Origin of the sequence: Mycolicibacterium xanthum, assembly GCF_019710635.1 — a bacterium.
Lineage (GTDB): Bacteria > Actinomycetota > Actinomycetes > Mycobacteriales > Mycobacteriaceae > Mycobacterium > Mycobacterium xanthum.
In genome coordinates this window covers 297,119-309,930 of the sequence record NZ_JAIFZS010000011.1, presented here as the reverse complement: position 1 = coordinate 309,930, position 12,812 = coordinate 297,119, and the positions used below count along the sequence as shown (strand labels likewise).

Sequence of the window (12,812 nt, the reverse complement as noted above, 5' to 3'; positions counted from 1 at the left end):
CGTGGCGCCAGGGCTGGAAGTGATCGCTCACGGTCGCGCTGTCCATGCCGTGCTCTTCGGCCGCCACGGCCAGCTCGACGAGTTCGCGGGGCGCGAACTGCTCCGCGGATGCCTTGTAGCCCAGTTTCAGTTCAGCCATGTGTCCCATCGCTCCTCACGTGCGCACCGCCTCTGCTCCTCACGTGCGCACCGCCTCTATTGCTCCTCACGTGCGCACCGCCCCCCTTGCTCCTCACGTGCGCACCGCCTCTATTGCTCCTCACGTGCACAAGCTCTTTTCTACACTCGCCGCATGGCACCGGTCATTGAGGCCATCACCGACCACGTCCACTTCGTCCGGACCGAGCTGGTCAACTGGACCGTGATCACCGCCGGCGATCAACACGGGGACGGTGCGGTGCTGATCGACGCGGGGTTCCCGGGCAGCCGCGCCGACGTGCTGGACTCGCTGGCCAGGCTCGACTTCGGGATCGGTGACCTCCGCGCAATCCTGTTGACCCACGCCCACATCGACCATTTCGGCACGGCGATCTGGTTCGCCGAGACCCACGGGATCCCGGTCTACTGCCACGCCGACGAGGTCGGCCATGCCAAGCGGGAGTACCTCGAACAGGCCTCGCCGCTGGCCGTGGCGACCCAGGCGTGGCGGCCGAAGTGGCTGAAGTGGTCGGTCGCGATCATCGGCAAGGGGGCGCTGACCCACGGCGGCATTCCGAGCGCCGCGGTACTGACCGAGGACGTCGCGGCCACCCTCCCGGGCCACCCCAAAGCGGTACCCACCCCCGGCCACACCGGCGGACACTGTTCGTATCTGGTCGACGGTGTGCTGGTCAGCGGCGACGCGCTGGTGACCGGCCACCCGGTGGCGCCGCAGCGGGGTCCCCAACTGCTGCCCGCGGTGTTCAACCACGACGAGGCCGCGTGCCTGCGCAGCCTCGACGCGCTCGGCATGCTCGACACCGAGGTGCTGCTGCCCGGACACGGTCCGGCGTGGCGGGGGCCGGTGCGCGAAGCCGCGGCGCGGGCCCTTCGTCAGGCAACCATGGCTGGGCCATGAACCAGCGGTGAATCAGGCCAGCGCGCCGTAGCCGAGCAGGAACACTCCGATCAGGATCAGCCCACAGGCCACGACGACGGCCGGCATCAGGATCATCGTGTCGAGTTCGTCGTCGTCGAGGACGTCGTCCTCGAAAGACCCGAACAGCACTCGCGCGATCCTGCTGTGCCGGACGGTCCGCACCATGGCACGGATCGCCTTGGTCTCGCGCCTGCGGCCGATGACCACGCGGGACAACACGCCGAACCCGAAGATCAGTGCGGCACCGGCCAACAGCAGCACGCCCACGGTCGCCTGCGACACACGGCAAGCCTATCGCCGGTCACGCCGGTTCCTTGACGAACGCGATCGGGTAGACCTCGCCGTCGGCGGGCAGCGGTTCGGTCAGCCGCCGGTAGCCCATCGACAGGTACAGCGCCTCGGCCTCCGGCTGCCGGTCGCCGGTCGTCAGGTAGATCCGCGAGTAGCCGCGTGCCGCGATCTCGGCCTCCAGCGTGCCGACCAGAGCCTGCCCGTAGCCGCGACGCCGGTGCCGGTGATCGGTCCAGATCCGTTTCAGCTCCGCGGTCTCGTCGTCGAACCGCCGAAACGCCCCGCCGGTCACCGGCACGCCGTCGAGCAGACCGACGAACAGCCCGCCGCCGGGTGCCTCGAACTCGGCGGCGGAGTAACCCGTCAGCCAGGCGTACACCCGGTCCCGGGCGCCACCGTAGCGCTCGGCGTACTCGACGGCGAGCTCGTCGATCAGCGGCGCAGCCAGCGGGTCGTCCTGGCCGACCGCCACGAAGGTCAGCTCGGCCGGCGTGGTTTCGGGGGACTCGGTCATCACCTCAATGTCTAGCGCAACGAGGCCCGCGGCGCTGACGCCCCACGTCATCTTCCCGACAAAACTTGACACCTGTAAAGTACGCCGGCATGGACAACATCCGGGGCAAGACGATCGCCATCACCGGGGCGGCCCGGGGCATCGGTTATGCGACCGCGGCCGCACTGCTCGAGCGCGGTGCGCGAGTGGTCATCGGGGACCGGGAGGTGGTGCTGCAGGAATCCGCGGTCGCCGAACTCGGCCGCTACGGTCAGGTGTCGGGCTACCCGCTGGACGTGACCGACCCCGAGTCGTTCGCCGCGTTCCTCGACAAGGCCCGCACCGATGGGCGCGGCCAGATCGACGTGCTGATCAACAATGCCGGCGTGATGCCGGTCGGGCCGTTCCTCGAGCAGTCCGAGCAGGCGATCCGCTCGGCGATCGAGGTGAACTTCTACGGCGTGCTGACCGGATGCCGGCTCGTGCTGCCGGAGATGGCCGCCCGGCGCAGCGGGCACATCGTGAACATCGCCTCGGTGGCCGGCATGCTCGCGGTGCCCGGACAGGCCGTCTACGCCGGCACCAAGTTCGCGGTCGTCGGCGTTTCCACCGCGCTGGCCGACGAGTTCGCCCCGCAGGGGGTCGAGGTCAGTTGCGTCATGCCGACCTTCACCAACACCGAGCTGATCGCGGGCACACACACCTCCTCGGCACAGAAGCCGGTCGAGCCCGAGGACATCGCGGCGGCCGTGGTCAAGATTCTCGACAAGCCGACCACGCTGGTGTCGGTGCCGCCCGCGCTGCGCTTCATCAGCGCGATAACGCCCGTGCTGGCGCCGAAGGCGCGCCGCTGGCTGGCCCACAAGATGGGCAACGACACGGTGTTCCTCGACTTCGACCGCGGGGCCCGGGACGGCTACGAGCGGCGCGCGCAGGCCGCACGGGGTGTCGTGGACGGCCCGTCGTAACACGGGGCGTAGCGGCGAGATCGCACTCATGCAGGAAAAGTGCGAGAAGGGCCCTGCTGGAATGCCATTTCGGCGCCGGTGAAGGTGGGTGTCAGGTGAAGGCGGGGAGCGGTGCCCCGATCCGGTGGGCCTCGATCGTGTCGAGGTGGTCGAACAGCTCGTCCAGGCCGAACTGGTGGTCCAGATCGGTCCCGACGAACACCACGTGCGCGACCTCGCCGCCGTCGTCCGGACTCAACAGCACCACCGTCGCGGCCACCTGCTGGTCCTCGTCGTCGACCTCGGCATACGACGGCGGCCAATACCAGGCCACGCCCGCCTCGTCGTCGGCGTCCTCGGAGTACTCCCAGCCCCGGTCGGTCAGCGCGACGTCGAACGCCTCGAGCTCGGCGGCGATGTCGAGTTGCTGGTGGACATGCGCCGGGATCCACGCCTCGTCGCGGCCGGCCCGGCGCTTCTTGCGGCGCGCCGTCTTCTGCTCGGAGCGGCGCGACACCTAGCTCAGGGCCTGATCCAGGTCGGCGATCAGATCCTCGGTGCCTTCCAGCCCGACCGAGATCCGGACCACCCCGTCGCCCAGCCCGATCGCCGCCCTGCCCTCCGGGCCCATCGCCCGGTGGGTCGTGGTGGCCGGATGCGTGATCAGCGACTTGGCGTCACCGAGGTTGTTGGAGATGTCGACGATCCGCAGCTTGTCGAGCACCTCGAAGGCGCGCTCCTTGGCGGTGGCTGGATTGCCGGCTCCGCCGGCGGCTGCGAGCTCGAAGGTGACGACGGTGCCGCCGCCGGTCATCTGCCGCTTGGCCAGGTCGTACTGCGGGTGCGACTCCAGGAACGGGTACCTGGCCCAGCTCACGGCGGGATGGGCCTCGAGGAACTCGGCGATCCGGTGCGCCGACTCATTCTGGTGCTGCACCCGCAGCGCCATCGTCTCCAGACCCTTCAGCAACGTCCACGCATTGAACGGGCTCAGCGCCGGACCGGTGTGCCGCATCAGTTTCTGCACCGGCTCGTCGATGTACTCCTGGCTGCCCAGGATCGCCCCGCCCAGCACGCGGCCCTGGCCGTCGATGTGCTTGGTGCCCGAGTAGACCACCACGTCGACCCCCAGCGGGAAGCCCTGCTGCAGGATCGGTGTGGCGAAGACGTTGTCGAGCACCACCTTCGCCCCGGCTCCATGGGCCAGGTCGCACACCGCGGCAATGTCGACCAGCGACTGCATCGGGTTCGACGGCGTCTCGAAGAACACCGCCTGGGTCGGCACCGACAGCGCCTCCTCCCACTGTGCGAGGTCGTCGCCGTCCACGAACACCGTCTCCACGCCCCAGCGGGGCAGGATCTCGCTGCACACCACGAAGCACGACCCGAACAGGCTGCGGGCGGCGACCAACCGGTCCCCGGTGGCCAGCAGGGCCCCCAGCGCGGTGAAGACCGCCGACATCCCGCTGGAGGTGGCGAAGCAGGCGGGGGCGCCCTCGATCAGCCGCAGCCTTTCCTCGAACATCGAGACCGTCGGGTTGCCGTAGCGCGAGTAGACGTACCGGTCGATCTCGCCGGTGAACGCCTTCTCCGCCTCCGCGGCGCTGCCGTAGACGTAACCGGAGGTCAGGTACACCGCCTCGGCGGTCTCCTCGAAGCCGGAGCGCAGCAGCCCGCCGCGCACGCCGATGGTGGCCTGGCTGACCCCGTCGGGCAACGGCTTGGGCGTGCGGACCGAATCGACCGGTTCGGTCACGACTGCACCCAGGGCAGACCGACGGCCTTCCAGCCGGTGCCGCCGCGATGCTTGTGCTCGTCGAGGTTGCCCTCGAAGCCGTCGAGGATGTTGTAGGACGGTTCGATGCCCGCCGCGGTCGCCGCCTTGGCGGCCCCGACCGAGCGGGTGCCCGTCCGGCACAGGAAGGCGACCGGCCGCCCCGGCGTGATGCCCGCGGCCCTGAGGTCGTCGACGAAGCCGTCGTTGCGGGTCCCGTCGGTGCGGTTCCATTCGATGTACACCACATCGCGATCCAGCGGCGACAGGTCCGGCACCCCGACGAAGCGCCACTCGGCAGCGGTGCGCACGTCGACGAGCACGGCATCGCTGTTCTCGCTCAGCAGCTTCCAGGTTTCCTCGGGGGTGATGTCTCCGGCATAGCTCACGGTCGTGAGTCTCCCACAGCTGGGGCGCGTCTCCCATATGGGGTGGGGCTTTGAAGCGATCCTGTCGAGGCGTCGACGGCTTTGCGGTATCGGTTCTTCAATGACGTTCAGTGGGAGCTCATTTCCGGGTTGCCGCCCTCCAACGAGGGACGCCGAGGTGATCCCTTCGGTGATGACCGCCGGGTGGTCGAAGGCATCGTGTATCGGTACCGGACCGGGGTTCCCTTGCGTGATCTGCCGCGTTCGGAATTCGGGCCGTGGCAGACGGTGCGGAAACGCCACCGAAGCTATGCCGCGGACGACACCTGGGATGGGGTCTTGATGGCGCTGTTGACGATGGCCGATGCCCAGGGCCAGCTGGATTGGACGTTGTCGGTGGATGCCACGATCAACCGGGCAGATCAGCATGCGACGAACACGACCCGTCCTGATCGGGACACAGGGGGCCAGGGCATCCAGACCAGCGACCAGGCCCGTGCGGCGATGCGGGCCAGCCATGAGGCGATCAGCAGGGCCCACGCGCGCCGAAGCACACGTACTCGCCGGCCGACTACGGCCTGACCGACGGGGCGGTCGTCGAGCGGCTCCAGAACCTCTGAGGCGCTGGCCAGCAAAGCGCGCCGACGCACCGGCGCGCTGACGTTACACGCAATGAATCCATCGTGGAACGCCAGTTCAGCGTGGATTTCGGGATCGTCATTCGACCCAAACCGCCGCCGGCCGCTGGCATGGTGGCGGCCATGGCATAGTGGCGGCCATGGCAAATCGTACAAATCGGGTGGCGCGCCGGATCGGCGACCCGGTGATGGCGTTCGTCGGTATGACGCACCGACATTTCGGCAAGCAGGTCTCCAGTCTCGGATACCGATTCCTGACCCGTCGGATCGGGACCGACGAGGTGCATTTCCTCAACTGGGGGTACGAGGAGGAGCCGCCGATGGGCATCCCGCTCGACCCCGCCGACGAGATCGACAGGTACTCCATCCAGCTGTACCACCGCACGGCGGCGCAGGTCGACCTGACCGGTAAGGATGTGCTCGAGGTCAGCTGCGGTCACGGCGGCGCGGCGTCCTACATCATGCGCACGCTGGGACCCGCCAGCTACACCGGCCTCGATCTGAATCCGGCCGGCATCGAGTACTGCCGCGACAAGCACCGGTTGCCAGGCCTGAGCTTTGTCCACGGCGACGCCGAGAACCTGCCCTTCCCCGACGAATCATTCGATGCGGTCGTCAATGTCGAAGCCGCACACCTATATCCGCATTTCGACAAGTTCCTCGAAGAGGTGGCCCGGGTACTGCGTCCGGGGGGCAGCTTCCTCTACGCCGATCTGCGCGATCAGAAGCACATCGCCGAGTGGGAGGCCGCTCTGGCCGCCGCGCCACTGCGGATGGTGGCGCAGGAGGCGATCGACGCGCAAGTGTTGCGCGGGCTGGAGAAGAACTCCAAGCGACACACGGAGCTGATCGCCAAACACGCACCGAAGGGCCTGCGCCAACTGTCCCGCGACATCGGCGGAGTGCAGGGTGATCGGCTCTACCGGCAGGTGGAGAGCGGCGACATCTCCTACCGGGTCTACTTGTTCACCAAGGACTGAGTCGGCGGTCCCGGCTCAGCCGTCGCCGGACGGCGCTGCAGAGTTGGAGCAGCGAGCGGGCCAGCCGGTCGACGTCCGGCGGCGAGGTTCGCTCGTCGCGCAGGCTCGTTTCGTCGGCTGCTCCTGCGTCTCGGCCGCCTGGCGTGCCTTGAGGCTCTCCACGACCTCCATGGGCCACGTTTCGTTGACCGCGGTGCTGTCGACCTCCATCTCGAAGCGGTCGGTCATGTCGGGCGCACGTCCGCTACGTCACTAGCTGGGGCCGGTCGAACAGACCTTCCAGGAGCCGGCCTCCCGCGCCAGTTCGACGTCGACGGTCTCCTCGGCGTCGGGATCCTTGTCGAAGTAGTAGGTGACCTGCGCGGTTGCCCGGTCGCCGTCGATCGCCACACCGGCCACCCGGTCGACGACCCGCTCCCCATGCTTGTCGACCGAATCACGTTGAGCGGAAAGTACTTCTGTCTCCTCGCCGTGCTGGGCGGCGCAGGTGTACTCGAGGAACCCGGCGTAGTCCCGGCGTTGCAGCGCGTCGTTCTGCGCCGACACCGCGCGGGCTATCTGCTGGTCGGGGGTCGGCTCGTCGGACGAGAAGACGTTGAACAGCAGGATGCCGATCACCACGGCGACGATGATCGCCAGCGCCCCGAGGAACGGACCGGCACTGGAACCCTCCGACGGCTGCTCGCTCACCGCAGCCTGCGCAGCGCCGACGCGACACGGCGGGCGCGGTCGCGCGCGACGATGGGGTCGGGCGCGGTGGCCAGCGCCAGCACCACGGGCCTGTCGGGACCGGACGACCCGTCTCCGGTGAACAACCGCACATCGCTCTCGGCGACGGCGAGCGCGTCGGCCAGCACCGGGGCCACCGCGGCACCCTCGCGCGGGTCCGCCGCACCGTAGCGCAGCTCCATGGCCCCCGGGGAGACCATGATGGTGTCCACCGGCAGCCCCAGGATCGCGCGGGCGTGCAACTCGAACTCCGAGAGTCGCTGCGTGCGCAGCGTCACCAGGCCGCTGTCGGCGGGCCGCGGACGCACGTCGGAGAAGTACACCTCGTCGCCGTGCACCAGCAGCTCCACCGCGAACACCCCGCGCCCGCCGAGCGAGTTGACGATGCGCGCGGCGATGGACTTGGCGGCATCCAGCGCGGCCGGTGAGAGCTGTTGCGGCTGCCAGGATTCCAGCGAATCCTCGGCGCCCTGGCGGTGACCGATCGGCTCACAGAAATGCACGGTCGGGCCGGCCGCACCGGTGCTGCGCACGGTCAGCAGCGTCACCGAGAAGTCGACCTCCACCACCGATTCGGCGATCACCCGCTTCATGCTGAGCCGGCCACCGGCGACCGCACGCCGCCATGCGGGTTCCACGTCGTCGTTGCGCAGCAGCACCGACTCGCCCTCGCCCGGCACGGCCGCAACGGGCTTGACCACCAGCGGGAACCCGGCGTGCTGCGCGACCGCGGCCAGTTCCTCGGCCGAGCCGGCGAACCAGAACGGGGCCGTCGGCAGGCCCAACTCGTCGGCGGCCAGCCTGCGCAGCCCCTCCCCGTCCAGCGACAGCCGGACGGCTCGCGGCGCCGGGAACACCTCGACGCCGTCACGGTCGGCGGCGGCGACCAACGCCTCGGTGGCCACCGACCCGGCGTCGGTGACGAGGAAGTCCGGGCTCTGCGACTCGACGAGTTCGATCAGCGCATCGGCGTCGGTGAAGGTCGCCACGGTGACCACATCGGCGCCGAGGCGGCCGAACGCCGCCGCCAGTTCGCGGGTCGTCTCCCCGGTCCCCAGCAGCATCACCGACACCGGGCCGGTCGCAGGCACCGCCGTGGGCCCGGTCGTCTCGTCGTCGGAGGTGTCGCTGGTATCGCTCATCGTCCTTCCAGCCTGCCAGAACCCCCGGTGATCGTTCGCGCGGCATGCTGTCCGGGCAATATAAGGCGGGTGTCCCGCCGACTCTCCTGGGTGATCGCCCTGCTCGTCGTCACCGTGTCGGCCGTGCTGATGGCGTTGATCGGCAACGGCGACTCCGATCAGCAGTCCCCGGTCGCGGTGCCCGCCACCGCCGAGTCGGCCCGCGCCGACGCCGCCCGCTCCGCGTTCCCCGGCGGGGACGAGGTCCCGGTGATCCTGGTGGTCACCCGCACCGACGGCGGTGTGTTGAGCCCCGCCGACCGTGACGCCGCCGAGCAGGCCCGCACCCGGATGGCCGCTGCCACCGGTTCCGGCCCGGCGGGTCCACCGCTGCAGGTCTCCGCGGACGGGCAGGCCGCCGTCGCGGCCGTCGCGCTGCCGGCCGAGCTGTCCGGGTTCGCGCTGAGCGACGAGGTCACCGCGGCGCGCACCGCGGCCCGTGCCGGTCTGCCGGACGCCCTGACCGCCGCGGTCACCGGCGGGCCGGCCTTCGGCGCCGACATCGCCGACTCGTTCTCCGGCGCCAACGTGACGTTGCTGATCGTGACGGCAGCCGTGGTCGCGCTGCTGCTGATCGTCACGTACCGCTCCCCGGTGCTGTGGCTGGTGCCGCTGCTGGTGATCGCCTTCGCCGACCGGGTCGCGGCCGTGGTCGGCGCCGCGGTCGCCGACGGGGTCGGCATGTCCCCGGACGGGTCGACGGCGGGCATCACCAGCGTGCTGGTGTTCGGTGCGGGCACCAACTATGCGCTGCTGCTGATCTCCCGGTACCGCGAGGAGCTGGGCCGCAATCAGGACCATGGCACCGCGCTGGACACCGCGGTGCGGCGGGCCGGTCCGGCCATCGTCGCCAGCAACGCGACCGTCGTGCTGGCACTGTTGACGCTGGTGTTCGCGGTGTCGCCGAGCACCCGCAGCCTCGGCGTCCAGGCCGCCTCAGGCCTGGTGGTCGCGGCGGTGTTCGTGCTGCTGGTGTTGCCGCCGCTGCTCGGCCTGTTCGGCCGCAGGCTGTTCTGGCCCTTCATCCCCCGCCTCGGAGCGCCCGCCCTCACCGACAGCGGGGTGTGGCACCGGGTCGCCGCGGCGGTGTCACGACGACCCGCCCCGGTGGCCGCGGTCTCGATCGGCGCGCTGGCGCTGCTGTGCACCGGCATCCTCAACACCCCGGTCGGCCTGTCGCAGACCGAGCAGTTCCGCGTGCAGGCCGAGTCGGTGGACGGCTACACCACGCTGAGTGCGCATTTCCCGAGCGGGCTGACCGACCCCACCCGGGTCATCGCGTCGAGCGGCCTGGCCGATCGGGTCAGCCGGGCGATCACCGACACCCGCGGCGTGGTGTCGGTGACACCGGCCGGAACCGCGCCCGACGGGCTGAGCCAGTGGTCGGTGGTGCTGGCCGCCGCGCCGGCCTCCGACGAGGCATTCGACACCATCGACGCACTGCGCGGCGCGGTCCACGACGTCGACCCCAACGGCCTGGTCGGCGGCTCGGACGCCACGGCACGCGACGCGGCGGCGGCGGCCGCGCACGACCGCGCGGTGGTGATTCCGGCCATCCTGGCCGTTGTGCTGCTGGTGCTCTACGTGCTGCTGCGCTCGGCACTGGCCCCGCTGGTCCTGGTCGCGGTCACCGTGCTCAGCGCGCTGGCCGCGCTCGGCATCGGCGGCTGGGCCAGCGTGCACCTGTTCGGCTTTCCCGGGCTGGACAACACCGCGCCGCTGTTCGCGTTCCTGTTCCTGGTCGCGCTCGGCGTGGACTACACGATCTTCCTGGTGACCAGGGCCAGGGAGGAGACGCCGGGGCACGGCACCCGGGAGGGGATCGTGCGTGCGGTGTCGGCGACCGGAGCGGTGATCAGCAGCGCGGGCATCGTTCTGGCCGCAGTCTTCTGCGTGCTCGGCGTGCTGCCGCTGATCGTGCTGACCCAGGTGGGCATCATCGTCGGCCTGGGCATCCTGCTGGACACCTTCCTGGTGCGGACGGTGATCATCCCCGCGCTGTTCACGCTGATCGGCCCGCGGATCTGGTGGCCCGCCGCGCTGGACCGCCCCGCGGGCGGGCGGCACCGCGCAGCGCGGGGCGCGGCGCGCCCGAACGCGTAACGTCGAAAGATGACCCAGGCCGACGCGGGACTCACCGTCGCGCCCGCGCTGCCGCCGCTGCACATGCGGCGCAGCGGGTTCGACCCGACCCCCGAGTTGAGCGCGATCCGCGAGTCGGACGGCGTGCGCACCGCCACCAACGCGTTCGGCATGCAGGTGTACCTGGTCACCCGGTACCAGGACGTCAAGAACGTGCTCTCCGACCACGAGCGGTTCTCCAACGCCCGGCCGCCCGGCTTCGTCGTTCCGGGCGCGCCGCAAGTCTCCGAGGAGGAGATGGCCCGGGCCCGGGCCGGGAACCTGCTCGGACTCGATCCGCCCGAGCATCACCGGCTGCGCCGCATGCTCACCCCGGAGTTCACCATCCGGCGGATGCACCGGCTGCAGCCGCGCATCGTCGAGATCGTCGACGATGCGCTGGATGCGCTCGCCGCCGCCGGACCGCCCGCCGACCTGGTCACCCATGTCGCCCTGCCGATCCCCTCGCTGGTGATCTGCGAGCTGCTCGGGGTGCCGTATGCCGACCGCGACGACTTCCAGCGCCGCAGCGCCCGCCAACTCGACCTGTCCATCCCCATCGACGAGCGGCTCGAGCTGCAACGCGAGGGCCGGGCCTACATGGCCGAGCTGGTGGGGCGCGCCAGGAAACGTCCGGGCGACGACATCCTGGGCAGGCTGGTCGACGGCCACGGCGACGAGCCGACCGACGACGAGTTGATCGGCGTCGCCGCCCTGCTGCTGCTCGCCGGCCACGAGACGACGTCGAACATGCTGGCCCTGGGCACTTTGGCGCTGCTGCACCATCCCGACCAGCTGGCCGCGGTCCGCGACGACCCGGCGACGGTGGCCCCCGCCGTCGAGGAGCTGCTGCGCTGGCTGTCCATCGTGCACACCGCCATTCCTCGCATCACCACCACCGAGGTGCAGATCGCCGGGACGCCGATCCCGGCCGGGCAGCTGGTGTTCGCGTCACTGCCGTCGGGCAACCGCGACCCCGGGTTCGTCGAGGCGCCCGACACCCTCGACATCGGTCGCGGGGCACCGGGACACCTGGCGTTCGGTCACGGCGTGCACCACTGCCTGGGGGCGCCGCTGGCGCGGATGGAGATGCAGATCGCCTTCCCTGCGCTGCTGCGCCGGTTCCCGGGCCTTGCCCCGGCCGAGGATTTCGACGATGTGCAGTTCCGGTCGTTCCATTTCATCTACGGTCTGAAGTCGTTGGAGGTGACGTGGGAATGAGCGCCGAAACCGGTGGCACCTGGCGGGTGTCGGCCGATCGGGAGCTGTGTATCCAGGCGGGCAACTGCGCGATGGTGGCCGGCGACGTCTTCGATCAGGACGACGACGGCATCGTGGTGGTGCTGGCCGAGCAGGTCTCCGGCGAGCAGGCCGACCGCGCGCGCGAGGCGGTCAGGCTGTGCCCGGCTAGCGCGTTGCGTCTGGCGGCGGACTGACGTCCTCGTGCCCATCGGTGAAGTCGCCGGGTAGGTCGATCACCCCGGAGCGTTCCAGCATCAGCAGGCTGACCAGCGACACCCAGACCGGGAAGGTCATGGTCATCCACATGTTGACGTCGCTGGCCACCAGGACGCTCACCGCCACAAGGTAGGTCGAGTACACCATCCAGCGGGGCATCAGGCCGGTCTTGAGCCAGATGGTCGCCAGCGAGATCATGAACACCGCCGCCATCCGCAGCGCGTAGGTGTTGCTCAGGGTGATCAGTAGTTGCTGACCGAAGGCCACCACCTCGGTGCGGGTGTCGGTGTCGCCGATGTATTCCCTGCTGGCGATCAGCCCGGCACCGACCGACGTCGACGCGAAGATCATCGCCAGGAACAGCAGGCCGCTGCCGAGGAACACCGATGCGAAGAACCTGTCCTCCAACGCGCCGAACGCATCCCGCACGACGCCGATGAACCACAGGAACGCGATCCCCGCGAACGGCATCAGCACCACGGCGATCTTCAGCCGACGGCCCGGGCCGTCGACCCACTGCGAACCCATCTCCGCGCCTTCCGGCAGCGAGATGCGCATCAGCACCAGCGCGGCGCCGAAAAGGAGTGCGAACAGAACCCCCGCGAACGCGGCCGCCCGTGGCGTCCTCAGGCGGTGCAGCGGCTTGTCGGCCGAATGTTTCACCCTCCCATCGTGGCACGGGCGGCGCTCGATATCCGGCGGCTCGCTGTCCGCGATGTCGTCGCCGCATCCCGGGCGGCTGCCGGGTGCCCGA

Annotated in this window: 15 protein-coding genes and 2 pseudogenes; 7 read left to right on the top strand and 10 right to left on the bottom strand. The window is 70.0% G+C overall.

Features of this window, described 5'->3' with window-relative positions; all coding sequences use genetic code 11:
- Nucleotides 1–139: pseudogene (locus tag JDV09_RS07590) on the bottom strand (glucose-6-phosphate dehydrogenase (coenzyme-F420)); the annotation flags it as partial.
- Nucleotides 140–292: 153 nt separating this feature from the next.
- Between JDV09_RS07590 and JDV09_RS07585 the strand changes: the two are divergent.
- Nucleotides 293–1,057, top strand: coding sequence for an MBL fold metallo-hydrolase (locus JDV09_RS07585; RefSeq protein WP_221368484.1), 765 nt, complete (start codon nt 293–295; stop codon nt 1,055–1,057).
- Nucleotides 1,058–1,069: 12 nt separating this feature from the next.
- On the opposite strand, the gene JDV09_RS07580 is transcribed toward JDV09_RS07585, so the two are convergent.
- Both JDV09_RS07580 and JDV09_RS07575 read right to left on the bottom strand, forming a co-directional pair.
- Nucleotides 1,070–1,360: a hypothetical protein gene (locus JDV09_RS07580; RefSeq protein ID WP_221368483.1), complete on the bottom strand. Its 291-nt coding sequence runs from the start codon at nt 1,358–1,360 to the stop codon at nt 1,070–1,072.
- Between the two features lie 19 nt (nt 1,361–1,379).
- Nucleotides 1,380–1,883, bottom strand: coding sequence for a GNAT family N-acetyltransferase (locus JDV09_RS07575; RefSeq protein WP_221368482.1), 504 nt, complete (start codon nt 1,881–1,883; stop codon nt 1,380–1,382).
- A gap of 89 nt (nt 1,884–1,972) precedes the next feature.
- Here JDV09_RS07575 and JDV09_RS07570 point away from each other — a divergent pair, with 89 nt between their 5' ends.
- A complete protein-coding gene (locus JDV09_RS07570) occupies nt 1,973–2,830 on the top strand; it encodes an SDR family oxidoreductase (protein WP_221368481.1) in 858 nt (285 codons plus the stop codon).
- 91 nt (nt 2,831–2,921) lie between these two features.
- Here JDV09_RS07570 and JDV09_RS07565 read toward each other — a convergent pair whose 3' ends face one another.
- Genes JDV09_RS07565 through JDV09_RS07555 form a run of 3 tightly spaced genes read right to left on the bottom strand, consistent with a single transcriptional unit; the run spans nt 2,922 to nt 4,972 of the window.
- A complete protein-coding gene (locus JDV09_RS07565; RefSeq protein ID WP_221368480.1) occupies nt 2,922–3,326 on the bottom strand; it encodes a hypothetical protein in 405 nt (134 codons plus the stop codon).
- Complete coding sequence (locus JDV09_RS07560) at nt 3,327–4,565, bottom strand: O-succinylhomoserine sulfhydrylase (RefSeq protein WP_221368479.1); 1,239 nt, start codon at nt 4,563–4,565, stop codon at nt 3,327–3,329.
- Nucleotides 4,562–4,972 (bottom strand): rhodanese-like domain-containing protein, encoded by a 411-nt coding sequence (locus tag JDV09_RS07555; RefSeq protein ID WP_221368478.1) that lies wholly within the window; start codon nt 4,970–4,972, stop codon nt 4,562–4,564. The genes JDV09_RS07560 and JDV09_RS07555 overlap by 4 nt, the downstream gene beginning before the upstream one ends.
- An 81-nt stretch (nt 4,973–5,053) precedes the next feature.
- On the opposite strand from JDV09_RS07555, the gene JDV09_RS27240 reads away from it, so the two are divergent.
- Together JDV09_RS27240 and JDV09_RS07545 are read left to right on the top strand one after the other, a co-directional pair.
- Nucleotides 5,054–5,533, top strand: a complete 480-nt coding sequence (locus tag JDV09_RS27240) for a transposase (protein WP_308124049.1) — start codon at nt 5,054–5,056, stop codon at nt 5,531–5,533.
- A 244-nt stretch (nt 5,534–5,777) separates the two neighbouring features.
- Nucleotides 5,778–6,569, top strand: coding sequence for a phthiotriol/phenolphthiotriol dimycocerosates methyltransferase (locus JDV09_RS07545; RefSeq protein WP_221368515.1), 792 nt, complete (start codon nt 5,778–5,780; stop codon nt 6,567–6,569).
- A gap of 117 nt (nt 6,570–6,686) precedes the next feature.
- Here the strand turns inward: JDV09_RS07545 and JDV09_RS27425 are convergent.
- The 3 genes and pseudogenes from JDV09_RS27425 to purT form a co-directional block, all read right to left on the bottom strand.
- Nucleotides 6,687–6,803 (bottom strand): annotated as a pseudogene (locus tag JDV09_RS27425) (3-ketosteroid-9-alpha-hydroxylase); the annotation flags it as partial.
- An 18-nt stretch (nt 6,804–6,821) separates the two neighbouring features.
- A complete protein-coding gene (locus tag JDV09_RS07535) occupies nt 6,822–7,259 on the bottom strand; it encodes an Rv0361 family membrane protein (RefSeq protein WP_221368475.1) in 438 nt (145 codons plus the stop codon).
- Nucleotides 7,256–8,440 carry a formate-dependent phosphoribosylglycinamide formyltransferase gene (gene purT / locus JDV09_RS07530; RefSeq protein WP_221368474.1) on the bottom strand — a complete coding sequence of 395 codons (1,185 nt, stop codon included), beginning with the start codon at nt 8,438–8,440 and terminating at the stop codon, nt 7,256–7,258. Before purT ends, JDV09_RS07535 begins: the two co-directional genes overlap by 4 nt.
- Nucleotides 8,441–8,509: 69 nt before the next feature.
- On the opposite strand from purT, the gene JDV09_RS07525 reads away from it, so the two are divergent.
- Genes JDV09_RS07525 through JDV09_RS07515 form a run of 3 tightly spaced genes read left to right on the top strand, consistent with a single transcriptional unit; the run spans nt 8,510 to nt 12,036 of the window.
- Entirely contained in the window at nt 8,510–10,582 is a 2,073-nt protein-coding gene (locus JDV09_RS07525) for an MMPL family transporter (protein ID WP_221368473.1), read from the top strand.
- A gap of 9 nt (nt 10,583–10,591) precedes the next feature.
- Entirely contained in the window at nt 10,592–11,821 is a 1,230-nt protein-coding gene (locus JDV09_RS07520) for a cytochrome P450 (RefSeq protein ID WP_221368472.1), read from the top strand.
- Nucleotides 11,818–12,036: a ferredoxin gene (locus JDV09_RS07515; RefSeq protein WP_221368471.1), complete on the top strand. Its 219-nt coding sequence runs from the start codon at nt 11,818–11,820 to the stop codon at nt 12,034–12,036. Before JDV09_RS07520 ends, JDV09_RS07515 begins: the two co-directional genes overlap by 4 nt.
- Here the strand turns inward: JDV09_RS07515 and JDV09_RS07510 are convergent.
- Nucleotides 12,008–12,721, bottom strand: a complete 714-nt coding sequence (locus JDV09_RS07510) for a hypothetical protein (RefSeq protein WP_221368470.1) — start codon at nt 12,719–12,721, stop codon at nt 12,008–12,010. The genes JDV09_RS07515 and JDV09_RS07510 overlap by 29 nt on opposite strands.
- Nucleotides 12,722–12,812 lie beyond the last annotated feature (91 nt).

Bases quoted from the DNA above. Each gene is read 5' to 3' on its own strand.
- JDV09_RS07570 (WP_221368481.1), top strand. From the start codon at position 1,973: ATGGACAACATCCGGGGCAAGACGATCGCCATCACCGGGGCGGCCCGG.
- JDV09_RS07585 (WP_221368484.1), top strand. From the start codon at position 293: ATGGCACCGGTCATTGAGGCCATCACCGACCACGTCCACTTCGTCCGG.
- JDV09_RS07575 (WP_221368482.1), bottom strand. From the start codon at position 1,883: ATGACCGAGTCCCCCGAAACCACGCCGGCCGAGCTGACCTTCGTGGCG.
- JDV09_RS07545 (WP_221368515.1), top strand. From the start codon at position 5,778: ATGGCGTTCGTCGGTATGACGCACCGACATTTCGGCAAGCAGGTCTCC.
- JDV09_RS07520 (WP_221368472.1), top strand. From the start codon at position 10,592: ATGACCCAGGCCGACGCGGGACTCACCGTCGCGCCCGCGCTGCCGCCG.
- JDV09_RS07515 (WP_221368471.1), top strand. From the start codon at position 11,818: ATGAGCGCCGAAACCGGTGGCACCTGGCGGGTGTCGGCCGATCGGGAG.
- purT (WP_221368474.1), bottom strand. From the start codon at position 8,440: ATGAGCGATACCAGCGACACCTCCGACGACGAGACGACCGGGCCCACG.